Origin of the sequence: Roseovarius sp. THAF27 (assembly GCF_009363655.1) — a bacterium.
GTDB lineage: Bacteria > Pseudomonadota > Alphaproteobacteria > Rhodobacterales > Rhodobacteraceae > Roseovarius.
Map to the genome: position 1 here is coordinate 1619353 of NZ_CP045393.1, position 24470 is coordinate 1643822.

Below are 24470 nucleotides of genomic sequence, written 5' to 3' on the forward strand. Positions count from 1 at the left end.
GTGGACGACGCCTTCCTGACGCTCCACCGCGAGATGACGCGTCAAGGCCCCGGCACATCGGAGGATGTCCGATGGGCCCTCAGCCAGCTTGACCTGCCCGATGCGCCCAATGTGCTCGACGCCGCCTGCGGTCCTGGTGCGGATCTCGTGACCCTGGCCGAATGTCTGCCCCGGGCGCAGATCGAAGGCATCGACCAACTGCCCCACCTTGTCGAAGAGGCCCGCACGGCCACCGCCCGCTTCACCAACGTCACCGTATCGACCGGCGACATGGCGCAGATCACCGGCTTTTACGACCTCATCTGGTGCGCCGGCGCGCTCTATTTCCTAGGCGTCACCGAAGGGCTGACACTCTGGAGGCGCGCCCTCACGACCGATGGCGCAATCGCCTTCTCCGAACCCGTCCTCAGCCCCGAGGCACCGCAGGCCGCCCGCGATTTCTGGGCCGACTACCCGGCAATCTCCGACCTCGACGGCATCACCGCGCGGGTCGAGGCAGCCGGCTACGACGTGCTGAACCACCGCCTTGTCACCGGCAGGGCCTGGGCGGAGTATTACGCCGAACTCGGCGGCCGCATCGCCGCCCTACGCCCCGATGCCGACGCCGCGCTGGACCAAGTCCTCGACACCGCGCTGCGCGAAATCACCCTCTGGCGGCAGGCCCCCGGCGATATCGCCTACGCGCTCATCCTTGCGCGCCCCGGTTTCGGGCCTACCTGACGGTCATGGCGCTCGACCCAGACATCATGGCCTGCGCGGGCCTCGTCCATCGCGGCGACCCCGAGCGTTTCGCCGCCACCATGGCCGCCCCGGTGCCCGCGCGCGAAAAGCTCTTTCCGCTCTACGCCTTCAATGTCGAGGTTTCCCGTGCTCCGTGGGTCACGCAGGAGAGCATGATCGCCGAAATGCGCCTGCAATGGTGGCGCGACGTGCTGGAAGAGATCCGCACGGGCGCCGAGGTCCGCCGCCACGAGGTCGCCACGCCGCTTGCCAGGGTGCTGGACACGGACATGGCCGCACGGTTGGATGCGCTGGTCGAGGCCCGCCGCTGGGACATCTACCGCGACCCGTTCGAGGACATGAGCGCTTTCCGCGGCCACCTCACCAACACGTCCGGTCTGCTGCTGCTCGCCGCCGCCCGCACCCTCGGCGACGCGCCGGAAGAGCCGATCCTGAAAGCAGGCTACGCCCAGGGCGTCGCCAACTGGCTGCGCGCCGTGCCGGAACTCGAACGCCAGGGCCGCATCCCGCTCGTCGAAGGCACGCATGCCGCCATCCGCGCCCTGGCCGACGATGCGCTGACAGACCTCGCAGAGGCCCGCCGCACGCGCCCTGCGCCGGAAGTACGTCCGGCCATGCTGGCCCTCTGGCAGACCGACGCGATCCTGAAAAAAGCCCGCCGCGACCCCGCCGCCGTCTCGGAAAACCGCCTGACCCTGCCGCCCTTCCGCTCCCGCCTCGGGCTGATGCACCGGGCCCTGACCGGACGCTGGTAAACGGAGCGCCTGCGGCGCGCTCTATAGGGGAATGAGGGGCGCTGCCCCTCAAACTCCCCGGAGTATTTTCGGCAAGAAAAAGCCTCAGGCTGTCTTCGGCCGCATCACCAGCCAGATCAGCGCCCCGCCCGCCAGCGTCAGAAGCGGCACCATCGCGAGGTTCACCGCTGTCCACCCGGCCTCCGCCGTGCTGCCCGAACAGTTCATCAGCCCGCCCGAGGCCAATGACGCCACCGTGACACCGCCGAAGACCAACAGGTCGTTCATCCCCTGCATCCGACCCCGCTCATGCACGTCATGAGCGCCCGCCAGCATGGTCGTCGCCCCGATGAACCCGAAATTCCAGCCCAGCCCCAGCAGGATCAAGGCGATGAAGAAATTCTCGATCTCCACCCCCTGCAGCGCCACGATTCCCGCGGCGGCCAGGATCACAAGGCCCGCGCCCACGATTCGCTCCACCCCGAACCGCGCGATCAGATGCCCGGTAAAGAACGAAGGCGCGAACATCGCCAGCACGTGGCCTGTCACGATGTCCGCCGCGTTGCTCTCGGTGAACCCGCAGCCCACCACCGCCAGCGGTGTCGAGGTCATCACCAGGTTCATCAGCGCATAGGACACCATGGCGCAGATCACCGCCACCGCGATTCGCGGCGTGGTCAGCAGTTCCCACCGGGTGCGCCCCCTGGGACTGTCCGGCGCGGGCGGCGGGGGTTTCGGAATGTCCAGGAAGAAGAACAGCAGCGCGCCCAAAAGGTTGATCGCGATCACCGCCAGGTACGTGCCCAGGAAAGGGACGACCATCGCCTGGCTCGTCACCTTCACCAGTTGGGGTCCGATGATGGCACTCGCCAGCCCGCCCGCCAGAACATAGGAAATCGCCTTGGGCCGGAAATCATCGCTCGCCGTGTCGGCGGCGGCGAAGCGGTAAAAGCCCTGCGCCGACATGTAGATGCCGGTCAGGAAACTGCCCGTCAGGTAAACCGGAAAGGACGCCAGATAAAGGCCATAGCCCGCAATCGCCGCCCCGGTGGCCCCGCCCAAGGCCCCAATCAGGAAACCGGCCTTGCGCCCGAACCGCTGCATCACCATCGACAACGGGTTGGCCGAAATCATCGACCCCAGCACGATCAGCGAAATCGGCAACGTGGCGAAACACACGTTGCTGGCAAGGCTCTGCCCGGCCAGCCCGCCGACGACGAAGATCATCGCCATCTGCGCCCCCAGGAGGGCCTGCGCCAGTACCAGCACGATCACGTTACGCTTCGCGCGGCGGTCATCTTCAAGGGGCAGGGCGGTCTCGGTCATGTCGCCTTGCTAGACCCCTCTCGAGAGGCCCACAAGACCCGAAATCAATCCCAGCCCCTGCTTTTCCTCTGGCCGGAAATATCCCGGGGAGCGCGAGGGGCAGCGCCCCTCGCATCGGTCGTATTGCGCAACGCGCAATGCGAAATTCCCGATTGGCGCGAAGGGCTTGCCCCCCTATAGTCCGCCCGACCATGCCCGGACGACCCGTTCCCTCACACCAAAGGCCCAGCCCGTGACGCTCCTTTTGCTCGCCGGCACAGGCGAGGCCAAGACCATCGCCGCCCGCCTGCACGCAAGCGGCATCGCGGCCACCGCCTCGCTCGCCGGCGCCTCCCGCGCGCCCGCACCACTGGCCCTGCCCACGCGCAGCGGCGGCTTCGGGGGCGAGGCCGCGTTCCGCACCTACCTGAGCGATCAGGCGATCACTGCCGTGCTCGACGCCACGCATCCCTTCGCCGATCGCATCTCGCAGCGCACCGCCCGGGTCTGTGCCGACCTCGGCATGCCCTACTGCCAGGTACTGCGCCCGCCCTGGACACCGGGGCCGGGCGACGACTGGACCCTGATCGACCGCGAGGAAGAGGCCGCCGCCCACATCCCGCCCGGCTCCACCGTCTTTCTCGCCACCGGCCGCCAGACGCTGCACCGTTTCGCCAACCTGTCCGCCTGCACCGTCATCAGCCGCCAGATCAACGTGCCCGACACGCCCTTTCCCTTCCCGAACGGCCGCTTTCTGCAAGGCGATCCGCCCTTTTCGGAGCGCCAGGAATACGACCTTTTCAAATCCCTCGGCATCGACTGGCTGATTGCCAAGAACGCGGGTGGCACGACACCCCGCACCAAGCTCGACGCCGCCCGCCGCCTCGGGCTGCGCGTCGCGCTGATCAACCGTCCGCCCCAGCCGGACGCACGCCGCGTCGAAACTGTCGAGGACGCCCTTGCATGGGTGCGTTCGCTGTGACGGGGCGCATCATCCGCACCGATGCGGACGTGGCGGAAGGCGTGGCGCATCTCACCGCCATCTGCCCCCGCATGGCCCATGCCCACGCCCAGACCGGCCCGCTTCCCCTGCGCCGCAGACTCGACGGGTTCGCGGAACTTCTGTCAGCCATCGTCAGCCAGCAGGTCTCCACCGCCTCCGCCGCCGCCATCTGGGACCGCATGAAAACTGCAGGTCTCACTGGCCCGCGCAAGATCAAATGGGCCAGTGACGACAACCTCCGCGCCGTCGGCCTCAGCCGCCAGAAGATCCGCTATGCCCGCGCGCTCTCGGACGCCGGGATCAACTTCAAGGCCCTCCGCGATACTCCCACGGACGAGGTTATCGCCACCCTCACGCAAGTCCCCGGCATCGGCACCTGGACCGCCGAGATCTATGCCATGTTCAGCCTCGGCCGCGCCGACGTCTTCGCCCCCGGCGACCTTGCCCTGCAAGAGGCCGCGCGCCTCCTATACGACTTGCCCGACCGCCCCCGCGACCGCGCCCTGCGCGCCATGGCGACCGCCTGGAGCCCATGGAGATCGGTTGCAGCCCGCCAGCTCTGGGCCTACTACCGTGTGGCGAAACAAAGGGAAGGCATCAGATGACCCGCGTACTTCAGGCCGGCCGCAAGGAACCTCTCTCTGGCACGACCCGCTCCGTCGTCGTGTTCCTGCATGGCTACGGCGCCAATGGGGCCGACCTTCTGGGCCTCGCCGACCCGCTGGCCGAACACCTGCCGGATACGCTCTTCGTCGCGCCCGACGCGCCCGAGACGATCCCGATGATGCCCACCGGCTACCAGTGGTTCCCGATCCCCTGGATCGACGGATCGAGCGAGGAAGAGGCCCATCGCGGCCTGCAAGCGGCGTCGGAAGACCTCAACGCCTTCCTCGACGCGCTCATGGTCGACGAGGACGTGCTGCCCGAACAGGTCGTGCTCTTCGGCTTCTCGCAAGGCACGATGATGGCCCTGCACGTGGCCCCGCGCCGCGAGGACGAGATCGCCGGCATCGTCGGCTTCTCGGGCCGTCTCCTGCAGCCCGAGCTTCTGGCCGACGAGGTGGTCAGCCGCCCGCCGGTTTTGCTGGTCCATGGCGACGCCGACGACGTCGTGCCGCCACAGTCGCTGCCAGAGGCCGCCGAGGCGCTGCAATCCGCCGGCTGGAAAGAGGTCTATGCCCATGTGATGAAAGGCACCGCCCACGGCATCGCCCCCGATGGCCTGTCCGTGGCGCTCGCCTTCATGCGCGACAAGCTCAGCCTCTGAAACCAACGCGGTTTCGCCGTTCATCTGGCGCAATCAAACGCAGTTTCGCCGTCCCCGCGTAGGGTGGGTGACAACCCACGCGTCCCCCGGCTACTCCCCCGGCACCCCCTGCAAAGCGCCGTCCTCCACCGCCTTGTCCGACGCCAACCAGGGGATCACCGCCCGCAAGGCCCCCCAGATCCCCACAACCAGCGCCGAGGACACAATCCCGTCCACCGCGTAATGCCACCCAAGGTGCACCGACCCCACCCAGATGAAGAGCGTATAGACGACGCCCGCCAGCCCCAGCCAGCGGCCAACCCCGAAGAACAACAGCGCCCACATCGCCGCCAACGCCACATGCATCGACGGCATCGCCGAGATTCCGTATCCCAGCCCGATCGCCCCGGCCTTGTACCCCGCCAGCAACTCCGCCTGGAAAACCTGCGAGGCGATCCCCGGCACCTCCGCCGCCTGTTCCGCCAGCCGGGCTTTCAGCGGGTTGAACACGCCGGCCTCGAACAACGCCCCGTCATAGACCGGCCCCGCCGATGCGAACATTCCCGCCAGCACGCAGCCGATCACGAACCAGCTGATCAGGAACGTCCCGATGTAACAGGCCCGCGCCAGCGGCCCCGTTACCATCAGCCCGCAGATCACATAGGCGATCATCATCGGATAGAACCATGCGTGGTAGAACTGGTCGATCCACCATGTCGCCGCCGCGCTGCCGAACACCGCGTGGCTCAGCACCCACGGGTCATGCCCCATGAACATCGCCCGGTCCCACGCGATAAAATCCGCATCCCACGTGAACCCAAAGTTCGGCAGAACAACCGTCTTGTGCACGGTGAAACTGGCCATCGTCACGATGAACGCCACCAGCGGCACGACCACGTTCAGAAACCTGGCCCGCCGCTGATGCGCCAGCCAATCCTTCACGAACCCCAGCCGGTCCACAGGCGCCGGGCCTCGCACCGACTGCCGGATCAGGCCGCAACACACGAGGATCAGCGCCCCCGCCGCCCACATGCTCAGGCCCAGCCCGGTGTAATGCACCAAGGGCACCGCGAAATGCCGCAACGAGACCGCCGGCGCGGCCCAGGTCCAGGCAAGAATGGCCGCGGTCACGGCCAGGAAAATGCGGTTTACGATGCGGTCCATGCCAAACCCCGTGATCTCCAGCCTGCGTGGGATGCCACGCGGGCCGCCCCATTTTGAGGCGCGATTGCGGTCATTGCATGAAAAAGGGCAGGGCGCGCACCCCTGCAGACATCCGCGTAGGGTGGGTAAAAACTCACGCGCGGGGGATCGCTAGAACCTGTTCGCCGGGATCTTGAAATAGCTCCTGCCGTCTTCCTCCGGCTCGGGCAGGCGCCCGCCGCGCAGGTTGACCTGCAACGCCGCCAGCATCCGGTCGGGCAGGGCCAGCGTCGCATCCCGGGTCTCGCGCCGGGCCACGTACTCGGCCTTGCTCGCCCCGTCCTTCAGGTGGATGTTCTCGCGCTTCTGCTGCCCCACCGTGCTTTCCCACGCAGGCTCTTCGCGGCTGTCCGTGCCGTAATCGTGCCCGATGAAGACGCGCGTCTCGTCCGGGTGGTCCAGGATCCGCATGATGCTGTCATAAAGTTCCGCCGCCGTCCCACCGGGGAAATCGGCGCGCGCCGTTCCGGCGTCCGGCATCATCAACGTGTCATGGGCAAAGATCGCGTCGCCCACCACATAGGTCACGGACCCCAGCGTATGGCCCGGAGACAGCATCACCTTCACGTCCAGATTGCCGATCTTAAACCTGTCGCCATCGGCAAAAAGCCGGTCGAAATGCGGATCGACCGGAAAGGCGTGCGGCGCGTTGTAATAATCCCGCCATAGCGCCGCGATCTCGCGCACCTTCTCGCCGATCCCCGTCGGCGCGCCGGTCTGCTCCTTCAGCCAGGCCCCCGCCATCAGGTGATCCGCATGCGGATGCGTGTCGAGGATCCATTCCAGCTCCAGCCCGCGTTCCGCGATAGTGTCCAGCGCCCATTGCGCCGGCGCGAACCCGGTGGAGAAAGATTTCGGGTCCAGCGTCTGCACCACGTCGATCAGTGCCGCGTGCCGCGTTTCGGGGCAGATGCAGATATACTGGCAACTGCCTGTATCCTCGTCATAAAACCCGATCACCTCGGGGCTGCCGGCGCCGGTCGACGCGGATGTCTTGCTCAGGATATCGTCGCTCATACTCTCCCTTCCGAATGCTGTGGAACTGACGCGGCCCTACAACCCGTTCAACGGCACTTTCAGCACCGGGTTCCCATGTTCGTCCGTCGGCACCTTTCCGGCGCGCATGTTCACCTGCAAGGACGGTATGATCAGCTTGGGCATCGCCAACGTCGCGTCCCGCTCGGTGCGGAACTTCACGAACTCCTCGCGGCTTTTGCCGCCGCCCACGTGAATGTTGTGCGTCTTCTCGTCGCCCACGGTCGTCTCCCACGCGATATCTCGCCCGTTGGGACCATAGTCGTGACACATGAACAGGCGCATCGCGTCGGGCAGGGTCAGCACCTTCTGAATGCTGTCGTAAAGCTGCCCCGCATCCCCGCCCGGAAAATCCGCCCGGGCCGAGCCGCCATCGGGCATGAACAGCGTATCGCCCACGAACGCCGCGTCGCCCATCACGTGCACCATGCAGGCGGGCGTATGGCCGGGCGTGTACATGGCGAAACAGTCCATCTCGCCCACGCGGTAGGTGTCGCCATCCTCGAACAGCGAGTCGAACTGCGACCCGTCGCGCTGAAACTCGGTGCCCTCGTTGAACACCTTGCCGAACGTGTCCTGCACGACCATGATCTTGGACCCGATCCCGATCTTCCCTCCCAGCTTCTCCTGGATATAGGGCGCGGCGGACAGGTGGTCGGCATGGACATGCGTCTCGATGATCCAGTCCAGCCGCAGGCCCTGATCCTTGATCTGCCGGATCAGTTCATCGGCATGGTCATAGGTGATCCGCCCGGCGGCGTAATCAATGTCCATCACGCTGTCGACGATGGCACAGGCCTCGCTGCCGGGGTCCTTGACGATATAGCTGATCGTATTGGTCGCCGCGTCGAAAAAGCCCTGCACCTGAGGCCTCACACCCATGTTCACGGGATAATCGTTCATCTCATGCCTCCCTTCACGTCTCCGCCCGCCTTGGCCACAGCGGCAACCCCTTGGCCAGCCGCGCCAGACCCAGACCCACGCCGACCGCGCCCAGGAACAGGATAACCTCCCAGCGGCCAGTGCCAAGCGCCGGAATCGCGGCACCGGGGCAGAATCCCGCGATGCCCCAGCCGATCCCGAACAGGGCCGATCCGCCCACCAGCCTGCCGTCGATCACCGCCGAGCCGGGCACTTGGAATCGCCCGGCGAAAAGCGGCGCAGACCGCCGCCAGACCAACCGATACCCGATAAAGGTCACCACCACGGCGCCCCCCATCACGAAGATCAGGCTCGGGTCCCAAGTCCCTGCGATATCAAGAAAATTCAGAACCTTCGCCGGGTTGATCATCCCCGACAGGGTGATCCCCGCACCGAACACCATGCCAGTCAGAACCGCGAACAGAAGCCTCATCGCTCAGCCTCCCATAATGTGACGGATGTTGAACACCGTCATCGCCGCCGTGCCCATGAAGACCGGCACCGCCACGATGGACCGGCGCGACAACCTCGACAACCCACAGACGCCATGCCCCGAGGTGCAGCCCGACCCGAGGCTCGCGCCAAATCCCACGACGATCCCGCCGATCACGATCATCGCCGGGCTGACCGGCACGTCGATCTGCGGCCAGCGCCCGGTCATCAGAAACATCAGCACCGGCACCAGCACCATCCCCAGGATCAGCGCCGCGCGCCAAGACAGCTCCTCGCGGCCTTCGGCAAAGACAAACCCCGACAGGATGCCGGTCGCGCCAAAAATGCGCCCCAGCCCCAGCATCAGCAGCACCGCCGCCAGCCCGATCAGTGCGCCGCCGGCCAGCGACGCGAATGGTGTGAACGCGGTCTCCATGATTTACCGCGCGCAGGTCCGGACGCCGAGGATGGAATAGACGGGGCAAACCCGCACCGCCGCGACGATCAGCATCACGACGCCGACAATCGCGGCAAGATACTTCCACACCGGCGCCTCGAACGCAGGCAATCCTCTGAAAAACGCAAGATAGAGCAGCACGACACCCAAAGCCGCGCGCAGGATACGGTCGATAGTGCCTACATTGACAGTCATCGTGTCCTCCATGGAAATGATACCCCGATCATGCCCGCCGGACCTCGCCCGTGTCAGTGACATAGTCACTCATGTCTAACTCCGGACCTCATGATGAGGGGCATTTCGAACGGTCCAATCCGTCGCCCCTCACAATCGCGCCGCGACCAGCAACCACAGGCACAGCGCGCTCTCGGCGACCATCGGCACCACGTAGGCGGGTTCGATCACGTCCACCCAACCGGGCACCACAAGCCGCGCAAGGCTGCCCGCGGCGTAAACCAGGGCAGCCGCGGCGATGCCACCCGCGATCACGTTCGGCACCGCCGACCGCCACAGCAGCACGGACATGATCGCGCTGTTCACCGCGAACAGGATCAGCCCGACATCATATCCGATCGCGTGCAGGTCGGTCATATGCACCGCAAGGCGCGGCGCATCCGCCAGCACCATCGGCACGCTGCCAAGCGCCATCAGGCTCGCGCCGATCAGAACCGCCTGTCCCAACCGGAACACCATCGCCGCCAGCGCCAGCGGCGCCGAAATATGACGCAGCAAGCTAAAGAACACCAGCGCAAGCGCCATATCCGCCAGAAGCATCACGGTATCAGCCAGAAAACTGAGCCGCAGTTGCGCAATACCGGCGTCTAGCGCCCGGGCGACCTCTTCGGGCGATCCCGCAAGCAACGGACCACGCAGCACCAGCTCGGCCGTCAGCCCGCACAGGATGATAACAAGATAAAGCGCCCCGGCCAGCCGGACGAGACGGAGATCATCATGCGTTGCCGTCATGCCAGCATCCTTTCATAGAAATCGCGCAGGTTCCGACGTCTATATCACAGATCCGGGCACCGGGACGGGGGGCGACTTGCACATCACGCGCTCTCCGCCAGCGCCCGCAGCGCGGGCTTGTCCGCCAGGCTGATCCGCCCCCGCGACTGCTGCACCAGCCCGCGTTTCTGGAAATCCGCCAGCACGCGCGAGATCACCTCCCGCGCAGTGCCCAATTCGCTGGCCAGGTCCTGGTGCGTCGCCGCGACCTCCTTCCTGTCGCCGGCCAGCGCCAGCAGCCGTTCGGCCAGCCGCACGTCGATCCGCCCGAACGCCACGTCGTCCACCACGCGCAGCATGTCGATCAGCCGCCGCGAATAGGCGTCAAAGACGAACTTGCGAAACGGTTCCGCCTCGGCCACCAGCCGGTCGAACTCGGGCTTCGGCAGCACCACGGCGGTCACGTCCGTCTCGGCAATCCCTTCGGCGTTGTACGCTTCTTCGGCCAACATGCAGGCGGTCGTCAGCACGCAACTGTCCCCGGCCTCGACCCGGTAAAGCACGATCTCGCGTCCGCCTTCCGAGGTTTGCGACACGCGAATGCGCCCATCGTAGAGAAAGAACAGCCGGTCCGGCACGTTGTCCGGCCCGAAAACCTGGGTGCCTTTGTCGATCTGCACGATCCGGGCCGCCCGGATCAGCCGGTCGCGCACGGCACGGGGCAGGGCGCGTGTCCCTTGGAACCGCTCGGTCCAGTCCGCGATGCCTGTCGTCCCGTCCGCGCTCATCTTTCCGCCTCTTGCGTGACTTTGTCACCGACGTCCGCCGCTGTGACGCCTAGGTTCAAACCACTCCCTGCCGGGCCAGCCGCCCGCCTCGTCACCAAGTTGCGCATGACGGCGCGCGGCGGCGCACCCGACAGACAGCCCGAGGCGGGGCCACGCATCCCGGCCCCGCCTCGCGCTTATCCCAGCTTGCGCAGCCGCTTGATCAGGCTCGACGTGTCCCAACGCCCGCCGCCCATGTTCTGCACGTCCTTGTAATATTGGTCCACCAGCGCCGTCACCGGCAGCGACGCGCCGTTCTCGTCCCCGGTCTTCAGGCAGATCCCCAGGTCCTTGCGCATCCAGTCCACGGCAAAGCCGTGCTCGAACTGGTCGTCCAGCATCGTCTCGTAGCGGTTCGCCATCTGCCAGCTTCCGGCCGCCCCCTGGCTGATCACCTCGACCACCGCGCGCCCGTCCAGCCCCGCCTTCTCGGCGAAATGCAGCGCCTCGGACAGGCCCTGCACCAGCCCGGCAATGGCGATCTGGTTGCACATCTTGGTCATCTGGCCCGCGCCGCTTTCGCCGATGCGGCGACACAGCTTGGCGTAGGTCTCCATCACCGGCTCGGTCCTGGCATAAACCTCCGCATCGCCGCCGCACATGATCGACAACTGCCCGTTCTCGGCCCCGGCCTGACCGCCCGAGATCGGCGCATCGACATAGCCGATCCCGGCCTCTTTGGCGGCGGCATAAAGCTCCTCGGTCACCTGCGCCGAAACGGTCGTGTGGTCGACGAACGTGGCCCCCTTCGCCATCCCCGCAAACGCGCCATCCTCGCCCAGGCAGACCGACCGCAGATCGTCGTCATTGCCCACGCAGGCCATCACGCACTCCGCGCCGTCGGCGGCCTCGCGCGGGGTGGGGGCGTGACGCCCGCCATGCTCCTTCACCCAGGCCTCGGCCTTGGCCGCCGTCCGGTTGTAAACGCACACGTCATGGCCCGCCGAGGCCAGGTGCCCGGCCATCGGATACCCCATCACGCCCAGTCCCAGAAATGCCAGCTTTGCCATCTTGATCTCCCTCGTGCCTTCGCGCCGCATTGTGAAGAGCGGCCCATTGTCTATGCCGGGATTTGTGACTATCCCCACCGGAATGGCAACCTAACGTGGGTGGGGCATGGCGCAAGTGTTCAAATGGCTGGTGCGGATCGCGGGCGGGATGATCCTGCTCGGCCTGGTCGCGCTGCTGGGCGTCTATTTCCTGCTGTCGCGCTCGCTGCCGGACTATTCCAAGGACCTCGACGTGATCGGCATCCTGGAGCCGGTCGAGATCGTCCGCGACAACGCCAACGTGCCGCATATCTTCGGCACCAACGACCCCGACACGTTCTATGGCCTGGGCTATGCCCACACGCAGGACCGGTTGTGGCAGATGGTGATGATGCGCCGCACCGTACAGGGCCGCTTGTCCGAGGTGTTCGGCCCCCGCACCGTCGAGATCGACAAGATCCTGCGCCGCTTCGACCTCTACACGCTGGCCCAGCGATCGGTCGAGGCGCAGGACACCCAGACGCTCGCCGCCCTGCGCGCCTATTCCGCCGGGGTGAACGCCCGTCTCAAGGAAATCAACGAATCCGCCCTGGGCCGGGGCGCGCCCGAGATGTTCCTCTTCAATAACCCCGTGGCCCCGTGGACGCCCGCCGACTCCATCGCCATCGTCAAGCTCATGGCGGTGCAGCTGTCCGCGCATCTGGAAGAGGAAGTGCTTTACGCCCACGCCGCCCTTGAGCTGGACGATGCCGACCGCCTGGCCGACATCATGCCGCTCGCCCCCGGCACCGGCATCGCCGCGCTGCCCGATTACGCCAGCCTCTTCCCCGAAGGCACGCAATTCGCCCATGCCAATGCCCCCGGCACCCCTGACCACCCGCTGTCGCCCTTCAAAAAACGCGCCTTCGCCGGCGCCTCCAACGCCTGGGCCGCCGCGCCCAAGCGCTCGGCCTCGGGCGGCACGCTGCTGGCCAACGATCCTCACCTTGGTCTGACCGCGCCCGCCATCTGGTATCTCGCCCGGCTGGAGCTTCAAACGGGGGGCGTCATCGGCGCCACCATCCCTGGCGTGCCCATCGTCATGGCCGGGCGCAGCGCCGATCTGGGCTGGGGGGTCACGTCCTCCTATCTCGACGATCAGGACCTCTTCATCGAGCGTCTAAATCCTGACAACCCGCAGGAATATCTCACACCCGACGGCTACAAGCCCTTCCGTACCGAAAGCACCATCATCCGCATCGCGGATGCCGCGCCCATCACGCTCACACTGCGCTGGACGGAAAATGGCCCCGTGCTCCCCGGCTCGCATTATAATCTCGCCGACGTGACGCCCCCTGGCCACGTCGCCTCGCTGGGCTGGACGGCCCTCTCGGACAGCGACACGACGCTGTCCTCGGCCATGGCCCTGATGCGCGCGGCGTCGGTGGACGAGGCCATCGCGGCAGGCGAGAGCTATATCGCCCCGTCGCAGAACCTTACGCTGGTGGACCAGTCCACCATCGCCATGAAGACCATCGGCGCCATGCCCCGACGCGACGCCGATCATGAAACCCGCGGCCGCTACCCCTCACGCGGATGGGAAGACACCAACCGCTGGCAGGGCACGCTGGCCTATTCCGCCAACCCCGAATTCGTGGCCCCCGCCGGTGGCATCCTGGGCAACACCAACAACAAGACCCTGGACCGCCCCTTTCCCAACCATGTCAGCTACAAGTGGGGCGACACGCAGCGCGTCTTCCGCTGGCGCCGCCTGATGCAGAACCGCGAGGTGCACACCCGCGACAGCTTCATCGAGGCGCAGCTCGACACCGTCAGTTTCACCGCCCGCTCGCTTTTGCCGCTCATCGGCAAGGACCTGTGGTTCACCGGCGAGGCCGCGCCCGACGGCACGCCGGAACGCCAGCGCCAGCGCGCGCTCACCCTGCTGTCCGAGTGGAACGGCGAGATGAACGAGCACCTACCCGAGCCGCTGATCTACGCCGCCTGGCTGCGCGAATTGCAGCGCCGCCTGATTGTCGACGAACTCGGCCCCCTGGCGGACGAGTTCACCCATCCCGACCCGGTCTTCATCGAGCGTGTCTACCGCGATATCGACGGCGCGTCGGCCTGGTGTGACATCCGACAGTCCACGGTTGAGGAAACCTGTTCCGACATCGCCCGCATCGCGCTCGACGCGGCGCTGATCTGGATCGACGAACGCTATGGCAGCGCGCTGGAAAGCCTGCGCTGGGGCGACGCGCACCAGGCCACGCACGATCACCAGGTCCTGGGCGAGGTGCCGCTGCTGCGCTACTTCGTCAACATCCGCCAGTCGACCTCGGGCGGCGACAACACGCTCCTGCGCGGGCGCACGCGCGGGCAGGGACCCGACCCGTTCCAGAACGTGCACGGCGCGGGCTATCGCGGGGTCTACGATTTCGCCGATCCCGACAGCAGCGTGTTCATCACCGCGACCGGGCAATCGGGCCACTTTCTCAGCCGGCACTACGACGACATGGCCCAGCTCTGGCGCCGGGGGGAATACATCCCGATGTCGCTCGACGCCGATCTCGCGCGCGCCGCGTCGGTCGGGATCACCCGCCTGACACCCGCCGCCCCCTGATGGTCCGCGCGCCATTTTCTGCGCAGAAAATGGTCCGGAGAATACATATTCTCCGGTTGCAGAATTTGCGCAAATTCTGCGCCGCTCTGGTGCTCCGGTGATCCAGAAAATCGCACCGTCGCAATACCACTTGGATACCGACGCGATACCGACGCTGGTTTTCGCCGTGCAATGTGTCGAGGAGCATCGTGAAATTGACCTCTTCCTAACCCGCTGCTTAACTCCCTGACATGCGCGACATGCCTCTTGCCCAGATCGAAAACCTCGGCGTGACGTTCCGGTCCGATGCCGGCGACACCGTGGCCGTGCGCGACGTCTCGTTCGACATTCTGCCCGGCGAAACCCTTGCAATCGTTGGGGAATCCGGCTCCGGCAAGTCTGTGACCTCACTCGCCCTGATGCGTCTTGTCGGCTTTGATGGGGGCCGGATCACCGGCGGCCGGTTGATGTTCGACGCCGGTTCCGGGCCTCTCGAGCTCGGAAAACTGACGCAAAAACAGATGCGTAGCCTCCGCGGCGCCCGGATCGGCATGATCTTCCAGGAACCCATGACCGCCCTCAACCCGGTCTTCACCATCGGCCGTCAGCTGACCGAAGGTCTGCGTAAACACAAGCACCTCAGCCGCGCCGCCGCCCGCACCAAGGCCTTGGAATTACTGCAAGAAGTCCGCCTGTCCGAACCCGAACGCCGCCTCTCGCAATATCCCCACGAACTTTCCGGCGGCATGCGCCAGCGCGTCATGATCGCCATGGCGCTGGCCTGCGAGCCGCGCCTCCTGATCGCCGACGAGCCCACCACCGCCCTCGACGTCACCACCCAGGCCGAGATCCTCGCCCTCATCGACCGTCTCCGCCACGACCACGGAACCGCCGTTCTTTTCATCACCCACGACATGGCCGTCGTGGCCCAGGTGGCCGACCGCGTCGTGGTTCTGAAGGACGGTGAAAAAGTCGAGGAAGGCCCTGTTTCGAAAGTCTTTTCGGCGCCTTCGCATCCTTACACGCGCAAGCTTCTTGCCGCCGTGCCGCGGCTGGGCGACATGCGCGGAAAACCTGCGCCACAGCCGTTCGCGCTCGACCCCGAAGCGTCGCCGAAGCCCATACCGGGGCAGGGCACCGAACTTCTCCGGGTCGAGCACCTAAGCACGCGGTTTCCGGTGAGGGGTGGGCTTCTGCGGCGGATCGTCGGTCGTGTTCACGCGGTCGAGGATGTGTCCTTCCGCATCAATGCCGGTCAAACCCTTGCCTTGGTTGGTGAATCCGGCTGTGGCAAGTCCACCGTGGGCCGTTCTCTTCTGCGCCTGGTCGAGCCCGATCGCGGCCGCATCTCGCTGGGCGGACAGGACATAACCGCCTTGCCCGCCGCCGAACTGCGCCGCGCACGCGCGCAGATGCAGATGATCTTCCAGGACCCTTACGGCAGTCTCAATCCCGTGCTGCGCCTGGCCGAGCAGGTGGCCGAACCCCTGCGCAATTTCACCAATCAGAACAAGGCGCAACGCACTGACCGCGTGACAGCCCTGTTCGACCGGGTCGGTCTGCCAGGCAGCTTTCTCGACCGCTACCCGCACGAGCTGTCCGGTGGCCAGCGTCAGCGCGTCGCAATCGCGCGCGCCCTTGCGCTTAACCCGAAATTAATCGTCGCCGACGAAGCTGTCTCGGCGCTCGATGTGAGTGTGCAGGCGCAGGTTCTGAACCTGCTGATGGAATTGCAGGCCGAACTGGGGTTGTCCTACCTCTTCATCAGCCATGATATGGCGGTGGTCGAGCGGGTCAGCCATCACGTCGCGGTCATGTATGCCGGGCGCATCGTCGAGCGCGGGCCCCGTGCCGCCGTGTTGGAAAATCCCCGGCACCCTTACACGCGGGCGCTCCTGCGCGCTGTCCCCGTGGCCGACCCGGCCCAACGGCGGCAGATAAGTGATTTGAGTTTCAAACCGATTCCGTCTCCGATACACCCCAAGGATCACGACCCCGGCCCGTCGCTCTATCGCGAGGTTTCGCGGGATCACGTCGTTCTGACTTCGGATTGTGGATACTGAAAGGACCGCCCATGCCCATCAAGAACCGCTTTGCAGAAATGCAGGATGAGATTACGGCATGGCGACGTGATATTCACGAGAACCCCGAAATCCTCTTCGATACCCACCGCACCAGCGCCCTGGTTGCCGAAAAATTGCAAAGCTTCGGCTGTGACGAGGTCGTCACCGGGCTGGGCCGCACCGGCGTCGTGGCGGTCATCAAAGGGCGCGAAAACTCTTCAGGCCGCACTATCGGCCTGCGCGCCGACATGGACGCGCTGCCGATTCACGAGGCGACGGGGCTCGACTATGCCTCCAAGACGCCCGGCGCGATGCACGCCTGCGGCCATGACGGGCACACCGCCATGCTGCTGGGCGCGGCCAGGTACCTTGCGGAGACCCGCAATTTCAACGGCACCGCCGTGATCATCTTCCAGCCTGCCGAAGAGGGCGGCGGCGGCGGCAAGGAGATGTGCGACGACGGGTTGATGGAACGCTTCGGCATCCAGGAAGTCTATGGAATGCACAACTGGCCGGGGGTCGAACCGGGCCAGTTCGCCATCCGGCCCGGCCCGTTCTTTGCCGCCACCGACAAGTTCGATATCGTGGTCGAAGGCAAGGGCGGCCACGCGGCCAAGCCGCATGAAACCATCGACCCCACGGTCGTCACGGGCCACCTGGTGACCGCGCTTCAGACCATCGTCAGCCGCAATGCCGATCCGATCCAGCAGATCGTCGTCTCGGTGACCTCGATGGAAACCTCGTCGCATACATTCAACGTGATTCCGTCCCGCGTCACGCTGATGGGCACCGTGCGCACGCTCAGCAACGAGACGCGAGAGCTGGCCGCGACCCGGATGAAGGGCATCTGCGACCATATCGGCGCGGCCTTCGGGGCCGAGATATCGCTTGATTACGAGTACAATTACCCGGTCATGGCCAACCATGACGAACAGACGGAGTTCGCCGCCGAGGTGGCAAAATCGGTGTCAGGTCAATGCGATACGGCGCCTCTGGTGATGGGAGGAGAGGATTTCGCCTTCATGCTCGAGGAACGCCCCGGGGCCTATATCCTCGTCGGCAACGGCGCCTCGGCCCCGGTTCATCATCCGGAGTACAACTTCAACGACGAGGTCATCCCCGCCGGCTGCAGCTGGTGGGCCGGAATCATCGAACAGCGGATGCCGGCCTGATTCGGTCAGGCCGCGCAGTGGGCGCAGAACGGTGTGTCCGGCAGGAACTTCAGCCGGGCCTCCGGGATGCTCTCCCCGCAGGCAGTGCAGATACCATAGGTACCCACCTTGATCCGCTCCAGCGCGGCATCGATCCGGCGGACCTCTTCCAGTTCCGCCAAACCCAGCGCCTCGAGCACCTCGTCACCCTGCCGCTCCGAGGCGCGGTCTTCCCAGTCCTTGGGTGGTGTCTCGTCCAACGTGCGTTCGACGGTGCTCAGATGCGTGGTCAGAGTTTCTCGGCGTTTTAACAACGCGATTTTCCGGGCTTCGTGCTTCATGGTGGCCTCCCTTTCGCGGGCTCCATATTCGCAAACCAAGCCCGTGCCGCCTTGATCGCGATCAAAGCCGCGCGGTTCGGGCGCGCAGCTTGGGGTCGAGCGCATCGCGCAGCCCGTCGCCCATGAAATTCACGCTGAGGACGGTGAGCGAGATCATCAGACCCGGCCAGAACACGCGCCAGGGGAACTCTGCCAGATAGACCACGCCATCGCTCAGAAGGCGCCCCCAGGTGGGAAAGTCGGATGGAAAACCCAGGCCCAGAAAGCTCAGGGCGCTTTCGGTTATGATCGCGTTGGCAATCCCGAGCGTGGCGGAAACCACCACCGGCGACAGGACGTTCGGCAGCACGTGCCGGGTGATCTGGCGAAAGCGCGTGGTTCCCGCGGCGCGTGCCGCCAGGATGTATTCGCGCTCCCGCACGCTCAGCACGTCGGCCCGCACGATCCGTGCCACGGGCATCCAGCTGGTCAGTCCGATCGCGGCGACGACCAAAAGGAAAATTCCCATCTCCGTCCCCACCGCGGCACTCAGCGCTTCGCGGAACAGCATCACGATGACCAGCAGCAACGGCAGAAGGGGCATGGACAGAAACAGGTCCGTCAGCCGCATCAACGGCCCGTCGAGCCGGGGAAAGAACCCGGCGGACACACCCACCAGCGTGCCCAGACATACCGACAGCACCATGGCCGCCAACCCGACCGCCAGCGAGATGCGTCCCCCCAGCAGCACCTGTGCCAGCACGTCCCGGCCCAGCTGATCGGTGCCGAAGGGATGCGCCAGGCTGGGCGCCGCGTTGCGGGCGGAGAAATCCAGCGCATCGGGCGCGATGCTCCACAAGGCCGGGCCAAGCAGTACGGCCAGCACGATACCGGCAAAAAGATATGCGCCGAAGACGGCGCCCTTGTGGCGCAGGAACTGGCGCCGGACGTCGCGCCAGAGGCCGGTTTTCGCGGGCGAGCGGTCAGTCATAACGGATTCTCGGATCGAGCAGACCATAGAGCAGGTCCGCAACCAGGTTGGCGAGGACGATCAGGACAGCGAACAGGAACGTCAGCGTCTGAACCATGGGCAGGTCGTTGGCCTTGATCGCCCCGATCAGCTGCGCGCCGATGCCGTTTATCGCGAACACCTGCTCGGTGATGATGGCCCCGCCGAACACCGCCGGGGCGCCCAGTGCAATGACGGTTACGACCGGGATCATCGAATTGCGCAGGACGTGCACCATCACCACCGCCCACTCTCCAAGCCCTTTGGCCCGCGCTGTGCGCACGTAATCCTGGCCGAGGTTGTCCAGCATGGCAGAGCGCAGGTAGCGGCTGATCTGCGCCGTGGTCTGCACCGACAAGACCAGCACCGGCAAGACCATCTGCCGGACCTGATAGATGAAGCTGTCCCAATCCCTCACGCTATGCGTCGTCTCGTAGATGAAGGGCAGCAGGTCGAGCTGAACCGCGAAGACATAGATGACCAAGGGGCCGGTCAGGAACGGTGGCAGGGAATAGCCCAGCATCGTCACGAAGGTGCCGGCGTTGTCGAAGACCGAATATTGGCGGTAGGCCGAGTAGATTCCGATCGGCAACGCCACGAGAATGCCGACCACATAGGCCGTGCCGACGACCCAGAGGGTCTGGGGCAGGGCGCGGGCGATCTCGGCCATGACGGGCGCACGGCTCTGCCAGCTCAGGACACGCAGCTTTCCGTCGGCGAGGGATGTTCCGAACACGCTATCCAACAGCACTTGCGGCTCGATCCAGAAGAATTGCACCATCCACTTCCAGAACCGCACATGCACGGGCTCGCCAAGGCCGAGCGCCTCGCGCATCCGGGCCTTTACCTCGGGCGAAATCGTTTGGGGCAGGTTGCCCATGGGGTCGCCCGGCGCGAACTCCAGCAACAGAAAGATGATCAACGCGATCAGGATCAGGGCCGGTATCGACAGCAGCAATCGGCGCAAAGCGAATGTCAGCATTCAGCCATGTCCATTGGCGGCCCCCATCGTAGCCTTTTCGGGATCACTCCGCCGACTTGCGGTACCAGTCCGCCGCGTTCCACAATTCGCTGTCCCAGGTGTTCATGACGACACCACCCAGGCTGTCTACATGGGCCGAAACCCGCCCGCGATGTACCAGCGGCAGAATCGCGAAATCCTGCATCAGCATGTCGTTGAGCGCCCGCGCCAGTTCGGCACGAGCTTCCAGGCCCGCGGTTTCGCGAAACTCTTGCACCAGGGCGTCGTATGCCTCGTTGCAATAGCGCGGCATGTTGGTGCCCTGCCACTGGTTTTCCGGTGTCGGAATGCGGTCACATGTCCAGCTGGCCATATACGCCTCGGGGTCCGTGCCATCGAACATCTGGGCGTACATCTGCACGTCGGCAAAGAACTTCTGATAAGTGTCCGGACTGTTGGGATCGCTTCCGAAAAAGACGTTCCCGTCGATGCTGCGCAGCTCGGTTTCGACCCCGATCTCTGACCACCAGCTCTTGATCGCCGCCTGAAAGGTCTGGCGGACCGCGTTGGTGGAGGTTTGAAACAGAATGCGCAGATCGATCCCGTCCTTGTCGCGGATGCCATCGCCATCACTGTCGGTCCAGCCGGCCGCGTCCAGCAGCGACTTCGCACCTGCCATGTCCTGGGTCTTGCAGGCCTCGTTGGCGTCGGAGGCATAGATTTCCGGCGCGGGCAGGATGTTGCAGGTCATCGCACCCGCCTCGCCATAGCCGATCTCGACGAGGATCGCCCGGTCGATCGCCAGGCTCAGGGCCTGGCGCACGGCGACATCGGTCAGAAACGGGTGGTCATGCGCCTGGGTCGAACGCTCGTCCCCAAGCGCCGCCGAGGGATCGGTCAGGTTGAGAACGACACGTTCCACCAGCGTCCCGAACGCCGAAACGATGCTGCCCTTGCCCGCCGCCTGCATCCCGTCCAGCACCTCGGGCGGCAGTTGCAGGTTCCAGGCGTAATCGTAGTCTGCGGTTTCCAGCACGGCCCGGCCCGCATTTTCGGCGGTGCCACCGCCCTTGATCAGCAAGCTGGCGAAGGCAGGCTTCTCGGGCTCCCGGAAATTCGGGTTGGCGGACATCTTGACGATGTCCCCCGCCCGGAACTCCTCCAACACGAACGGGCCGGTGCCTATGGGATAGAAATTGGCGTCTGTGCAGGTCGGCGCACGGTCGCCAAGGCAATCGGCGAATTGCCGTGCCTGAAGGATCGGGGCCGAGGATCCCACGAATGCGTCGTAGGGAAACGGCTTTGCCTCGTCGAAGCGTATGACGACCGTCCGGTCATCCGGCGTATCGATGCCTGTGATCCCGGCGAACTTGTCGGCATGCGCGCAACCGCCACCCTCGGCGGTGCAGTATGTCCAGGTGAAACGGACATCGCTGGAGGTGACGGGCGTGCCGTCGGACCAAAGCAGCCCGTCGGTCAGGGTCCAGGTGACGGATTTCATGTCTTCGCTGACGCCGCCGTTTTCCAGCGTCGGGATCTCGTCCACCAGCCACGGCACCATCGTGCCCGTCTCGTCGTAGCGCGCCAGCGGCTCGAGGACCAGGCTGGCGGACTCGATGTCCTTGATGCCGCCTGTCAGATAGGGGTTCAGGATCGAAGGGGCCTGCCAGAAGATAACGTTGACCTGTCCATCGCTTGCCCGTTCCGCGGCGCAGACCTGCGCGACGCTACATGCAAGCATCGCCGCCGCGGTCAGCTGTCCCCACTGCATCCCCGTGTCCCCTTTTGGTTCGTGCCACCTCCCACGACGCCGACAATGGCCTGTCGTGAACCCCTGGGTCGTGTGAGTGACGGGGTCCGGGCGTATGACGACGGCATCTGACCATTTGCCCGGCGGAAAATCAAGCGGTCAGCCCGGTCAGGGCAGACCGAAGACGCGACAAAACCTGTCTGCGCAAATTATGGGATCTACCTGGCGCCCGGCGCGATGATCATAATCATCTGGCGGCCTTCCATCTTCGGCATGTTCTCGACCTTGCCGATTTCCTTGATGTCCTCGGCCACGCGTTGCAACAGGTCGCGGCCCAGGTCCTGGTGCGCCATTTCGCGGCCACGGAAGCGCAGCGTGATCTTCACCTTGTCGCCATTCTCAAGAAACCGAAAGACGTTGCGCATCTTGACGTCATAGTCGTGCGTATCGGTGTTGGGGCGGAACTTCACCTCCTTCACCTCGATGACCTTCTGCTTCTTGCGCGCCTCGGACTCGCGCTTCTGCTGTTCGTACTTGTACTTGCCGTAATCCATGATCTTGCAGACCGGCGGATTGGCGTTCGGCGAAATCTCCACGAGGTCCAGACCGGCCTCTTCCGCCATGCCCATGGCCCGTTCTGGCGTCACGACGCCAACGTTTTCGCCATCCGCGCCGATCAGGCGGATTTCCGGAACGCGGATTTTATCGTTGATGCGGGGGCCGGTGTCGCGCGTCGGGGGCGCGTTGTGTGGTCTGCGGGCTATGGTTTTTGTCCTTCGATCGTTCAACAAGTTTGAGGTCGCAAGGTAACTGCGGCCAAGGGGTGTTTCAAGCGGCAAAATGGGCTGTCAGTGCCCCAAGCGAAGGTAATTTCCCCTTGCGCACGCCGATTTTACGCTTCATCTCGAAGCAACGTTAAGGCAGGCTGTGACTGTCTCTAGATACCTGCCAGTTGAGGGGAATACCAATGAGAAACATTTTGTGGCTGATCGTCGCCTTCGCCATTCTTGCCGGCGGCTACATGCTGTTCACCGGCAAGTCTCCGCAGGAGGTCGTGGAAGAGGTCTCCGAGACCGTGTCGACACCCGAGGAGCTGGAAAGTGCCGGCGATGCCGCCGGTGAAGCGGTCGAGAACGCCGTCGAGGACACCGGCCAAGCGCTCGACGAGGCTGCCGAGGCGACCGAGGAGGCTGCCGAAGATGCCGCGGCGGCCGCAGAAGGTGCTGTCGATGCTGCCGGGGACGCGGCCGATGAAGCGGCGCAGGACGCGGTCGAGGCCGGCGACGATGCGGCCAATTTCGCCGAGGACACCGCGTCGGATGCCGCCAACACGGCCAGTGAAGCCGCGGATGATGCGGCGGAAGCCGCCGCCGACGCCGCGGATGCGACCGAGCAGACAGCCGAGGAAGTCGCCGAAGAAACAACGCAAGCCGCCTCGGACGCCGCAGATGCCGCCGCCGACACTGCAAGCGACGCGGCTGATGCGACGGAAGCAACCGCCGAGGATGCGGCTGACGAGGCCGCGGATGCGACGAGCGATGCGGCAACTGCAACCGAAAACGCGGCGGAAGACGCCGCGAGCGCTACCGAAGACGCCGCGACCGAAGCCGGGGAGGCGTCCGAGAACTCCATCGAGCAGTTGCTGACGCCCGAGGGGTTCGATTACGACAAGGTTGCGGACTACATCGACAATTCCGACCTTGGCCCGGTGCAGAAGACAGGGCTGAAATCCAGCCTGGAAGCCGCGCGGGACAATCCCGATATGTTGGACAGCGCGCTGGACGCGGTGCGTGAAGCGCTCAACATCTGATCGTATCAGGCTGCTGAAACAAGAAAACCCGCGCTGCGATCAGCGCGGGTTTTTTCGTGTTTGCTGACGAGGTTCAGTCGAGAAAGGCTTTTTCGACCACGTATTCCTTCGGATCGGAGTTGGCACCCTCGCGCAGGCCGTATTCCTCCAGCATTTCCTTGATCTCGAGGTTGAACGCCAAGTTGCCACAGACCATCGCGCGGTCGATCTCGGGCGTAAGAGGCTCAACCCCCAGGTCTTCGAAGACTTCGCCCTTGCGCATCAAGTCTGTGATGCGGCCCATCTTCGTGCTCTCCTCTCGCGTTGTGGTGGGGTAATAGCGCAGCTTCTCGTGAAAGCCTTCGCCGATCAGTTCGGCCAGCATCTCGTCGGTGCGGATGCCGTCGATCAGCTCCTTGCCATAGGTCAGCTCACCCACCTCGCGGCAGGTATGGGTGATGATCACCTCGTCATAATCGGTATAGGTTTGCGGATCGCGCAACAGCGAGGCGAAAGGCGCAAAGCCGGTGCCCGTTGCGAAAAGCCAAAGGCGCTTGCCCGGCAAAAGGGCGTCATGCACCAGCGTTCCCACGGGCTTGGGTCGCAGGATGATCTCATCGCCCGGCTGGATATGCTGCAGGCGGCTGGTCAGGGGGCCGTCCTGCACCTTGATCGAGTAAAACTCCAGCTCGTCGTCCCAGGACGGCGAGGCGATGGAATAGGCCCGCAGCAGGGGCTTTTCCTTGCCGGTCTTCTCGTCTTTCTGCATCAGCCCGATCATCACGAACTCGCCCGAGCGGAAACGCAGGCTGGCGGGTCGGGTGGTGCGGAAGGAAAACAGCCGGTCGGTCCAGTGTTTGACCGCCGTCACGGTCTGGGCATCGGGCAGGGTGGGGACTTTGACGGGTTTCGCTTCGGTCACGGTCACGGTCTCGTTCATCAGCAATCATAGCCCGGGGTCTTAGCCCGGGCGCCTCCTCGTATACTTTGATTCAGGTCAGATGACAG

25 protein-coding genes are annotated in these 24470 nt (G+C 65.1%); 9 read left to right on the top strand and 16 right to left on the bottom strand.

Annotated elements, in window-relative coordinates; all coding sequences use genetic code 11:
- Both FIU89_RS08100 and FIU89_RS08105 read left to right on the top strand, forming a co-directional pair.
- Nucleotides 1-720, top strand: a complete 720-nt coding sequence (locus tag FIU89_RS08100) for a trans-aconitate 2-methyltransferase (RefSeq protein ID WP_254701826.1) — start codon at nucleotides 1-3, stop codon at nucleotides 718-720.
- A 5-nt stretch (nucleotides 721-725) separates the two neighbouring features.
- Nucleotides 726-1496, top strand: a complete 771-nt coding sequence (locus tag FIU89_RS08105) for a squalene/phytoene synthase family protein (RefSeq protein ID WP_152492128.1) — start codon at nucleotides 726-728, stop codon at nucleotides 1494-1496.
- Nucleotides 1497-1580: 84 nt separating this feature from the next.
- On the opposite strand, the gene FIU89_RS08110 is transcribed toward FIU89_RS08105, so the two are convergent.
- On the bottom strand, nucleotides 1581-2801 hold the full coding sequence (locus tag FIU89_RS08110; RefSeq protein ID WP_152492129.1) for an MFS transporter: 1221 nt from the start codon (nucleotides 2799-2801) through the stop codon (nucleotides 1581-1583).
- Nucleotides 2802-3033: 232 nt separating this feature from the next.
- On the opposite strand from FIU89_RS08110, the gene FIU89_RS08115 reads away from it, so the two are divergent.
- Genes FIU89_RS08115 through FIU89_RS08125 form a run of 3 tightly spaced genes read left to right on the top strand, consistent with a single transcriptional unit; the run spans nucleotide 3034 to nucleotide 5050 of the window.
- Nucleotides 3034-3762: a cobalt-precorrin-6A reductase gene (locus FIU89_RS08115; RefSeq protein ID WP_152492130.1), complete on the top strand. Its 729-nt coding sequence runs from the start codon at nucleotides 3034-3036 to the stop codon at nucleotides 3760-3762.
- Nucleotides 3744-4388 (top strand): DNA-3-methyladenine glycosylase, encoded by a 645-nt coding sequence (locus FIU89_RS08120; protein ID WP_172978060.1) that lies wholly within the window; start codon nucleotides 3744-3746, stop codon nucleotides 4386-4388. The genes FIU89_RS08115 and FIU89_RS08120 overlap by 19 nt, the downstream gene beginning before the upstream one ends.
- On the top strand, nucleotides 4385-5050 hold the full coding sequence (locus FIU89_RS08125) for an alpha/beta hydrolase (protein WP_152492131.1): 666 nt from the start codon (nucleotides 4385-4387) through the stop codon (nucleotides 5048-5050). Before FIU89_RS08120 ends, FIU89_RS08125 begins: the two co-directional genes overlap by 4 nt.
- 90 nt (nucleotides 5051-5140) lie before the next feature.
- On the opposite strand, the gene FIU89_RS08130 is transcribed toward FIU89_RS08125, so the two are convergent.
- From FIU89_RS08130 to FIU89_RS08170, 9 genes are all read right to left on the bottom strand, one after another.
- Nucleotides 5141-6193: a phosphatase PAP2 family protein gene (locus tag FIU89_RS08130; RefSeq protein ID WP_152492132.1), complete on the bottom strand. Its 1053-nt coding sequence runs from the start codon at nucleotides 6191-6193 to the stop codon at nucleotides 5141-5143.
- A 150-nt stretch (nucleotides 6194-6343) separates the two neighbouring features.
- On the bottom strand, nucleotides 6344-7249 hold the full coding sequence (locus FIU89_RS08135) for an MBL fold metallo-hydrolase (RefSeq protein WP_152492133.1): 906 nt from the start codon (nucleotides 7247-7249) through the stop codon (nucleotides 6344-6346).
- 36 nt (nucleotides 7250-7285) lie between these two features.
- A complete protein-coding gene (locus FIU89_RS08140; protein WP_152492134.1) occupies nucleotides 7286-8170 on the bottom strand; it encodes an MBL fold metallo-hydrolase in 885 nt (294 codons plus the stop codon).
- A 13-nt stretch (nucleotides 8171-8183) separates the two neighbouring features.
- Nucleotides 8184-8621, bottom strand: a complete 438-nt coding sequence (locus tag FIU89_RS08145; protein ID WP_152492135.1) for a DUF6691 family protein — start codon at nucleotides 8619-8621, stop codon at nucleotides 8184-8186.
- Between the two features lie 3 nt (nucleotides 8622-8624).
- Nucleotides 8625-9056 (bottom strand): YeeE/YedE family protein, encoded by a 432-nt coding sequence (locus FIU89_RS08150; protein WP_152492136.1) that lies wholly within the window; start codon nucleotides 9054-9056, stop codon nucleotides 8625-8627.
- A gap of 3 nt (nucleotides 9057-9059) precedes the next feature.
- On the bottom strand, nucleotides 9060-9272 hold the full coding sequence (locus tag FIU89_RS08155) for a DUF2892 domain-containing protein (RefSeq protein ID WP_152492137.1): 213 nt from the start codon (nucleotides 9270-9272) through the stop codon (nucleotides 9060-9062).
- 129 nt (nucleotides 9273-9401) lie between these two features.
- A complete protein-coding gene (locus tag FIU89_RS08160) occupies nucleotides 9402-10043 on the bottom strand; it encodes a DUF4386 domain-containing protein (RefSeq protein ID WP_152492138.1) in 642 nt (213 codons plus the stop codon).
- Nucleotides 10044-10126: 83 nt separating this feature from the next.
- On the bottom strand, nucleotides 10127-10810 hold the full coding sequence (locus FIU89_RS08165; RefSeq protein WP_152492139.1) for a Crp/Fnr family transcriptional regulator: 684 nt from the start codon (nucleotides 10808-10810) through the stop codon (nucleotides 10127-10129).
- Nucleotides 10811-10986: 176 nt separating this feature from the next.
- Nucleotides 10987-11859 (bottom strand): NAD(P)-dependent oxidoreductase, encoded by an 873-nt coding sequence (locus FIU89_RS08170; RefSeq protein ID WP_152492140.1) that lies wholly within the window; start codon nucleotides 11857-11859, stop codon nucleotides 10987-10989.
- A 106-nt stretch (nucleotides 11860-11965) separates the two neighbouring features.
- On the opposite strand from FIU89_RS08170, the gene FIU89_RS08175 reads away from it, so the two are divergent.
- From FIU89_RS08175 to FIU89_RS08185, 3 genes are all read left to right on the top strand, one after another.
- Entirely contained in the window at nucleotides 11966-14440 is a 2475-nt protein-coding gene (locus tag FIU89_RS08175) for a penicillin acylase family protein (protein ID WP_152492141.1), read from the top strand.
- Between the two features lie 230 nt (nucleotides 14441-14670).
- A complete protein-coding gene (locus tag FIU89_RS08180; RefSeq protein WP_152492142.1) occupies nucleotides 14671-16482 on the top strand; it encodes an ABC transporter ATP-binding protein in 1812 nt (603 codons plus the stop codon).
- An 11-nt stretch (nucleotides 16483-16493) separates the two neighbouring features.
- On the top strand, nucleotides 16494-17654 hold the full coding sequence (locus FIU89_RS08185) for a M20 aminoacylase family protein (protein ID WP_152492143.1): 1161 nt from the start codon (nucleotides 16494-16496) through the stop codon (nucleotides 17652-17654).
- A 5-nt stretch (nucleotides 17655-17659) separates the two neighbouring features.
- Here the strand turns inward: FIU89_RS08185 and FIU89_RS08190 are convergent, their stop codons facing one another.
- The 5 genes from FIU89_RS08190 to infC form a co-directional block, all read right to left on the bottom strand.
- Complete coding sequence (locus tag FIU89_RS08190; protein ID WP_152492144.1) at nucleotides 17660-17974, bottom strand: TraR/DksA family transcriptional regulator; 315 nt, start codon at nucleotides 17972-17974, stop codon at nucleotides 17660-17662.
- 61 nt (nucleotides 17975-18035) lie between these two features.
- Nucleotides 18036-18944: an ABC transporter permease gene (locus FIU89_RS08195; RefSeq protein ID WP_254701827.1), complete on the bottom strand. Its 909-nt coding sequence runs from the start codon at nucleotides 18942-18944 to the stop codon at nucleotides 18036-18038.
- Nucleotides 18937-19944 carry an ABC transporter permease gene (locus tag FIU89_RS08200; RefSeq protein WP_152492146.1) on the bottom strand — a complete coding sequence of 336 codons (1008 nt, stop codon included), beginning with the start codon at nucleotides 19942-19944 and terminating at the stop codon, nucleotides 18937-18939. The genes FIU89_RS08195 and FIU89_RS08200 overlap by 8 nt, the downstream gene beginning before the upstream one ends.
- A gap of 43 nt (nucleotides 19945-19987) precedes the next feature.
- Nucleotides 19988-21664, bottom strand: coding sequence for a peptide ABC transporter substrate-binding protein (locus FIU89_RS08205; RefSeq protein ID WP_254701866.1), 1677 nt, complete (start codon nucleotides 21662-21664; stop codon nucleotides 19988-19990).
- 227 nt (nucleotides 21665-21891) lie between these two features.
- Nucleotides 21892-22437, bottom strand: a complete 546-nt coding sequence (gene infC, locus FIU89_RS08210) for a translation initiation factor IF-3 (protein ID WP_216647080.1) — start codon at nucleotides 22435-22437, stop codon at nucleotides 21892-21894.
- A 203-nt stretch (nucleotides 22438-22640) separates the two neighbouring features.
- Between infC and FIU89_RS08215 the strand changes: the two genes are divergently transcribed.
- A complete protein-coding gene (locus FIU89_RS08215) occupies nucleotides 22641-23483 on the top strand; it encodes a translation initiation factor 3 (protein WP_152492149.1) in 843 nt (280 codons plus the stop codon).
- Nucleotides 23484-23556: 73 nt separating this feature from the next.
- On the opposite strand, the gene FIU89_RS08220 is transcribed toward FIU89_RS08215, so the two are convergent.
- A complete protein-coding gene (locus FIU89_RS08220) occupies nucleotides 23557-24402 on the bottom strand; it encodes a ferredoxin--NADP reductase (RefSeq protein WP_152492150.1) in 846 nt (281 codons plus the stop codon).
- Between the last annotated feature and the right edge of the window lie 68 nt (nucleotides 24403-24470).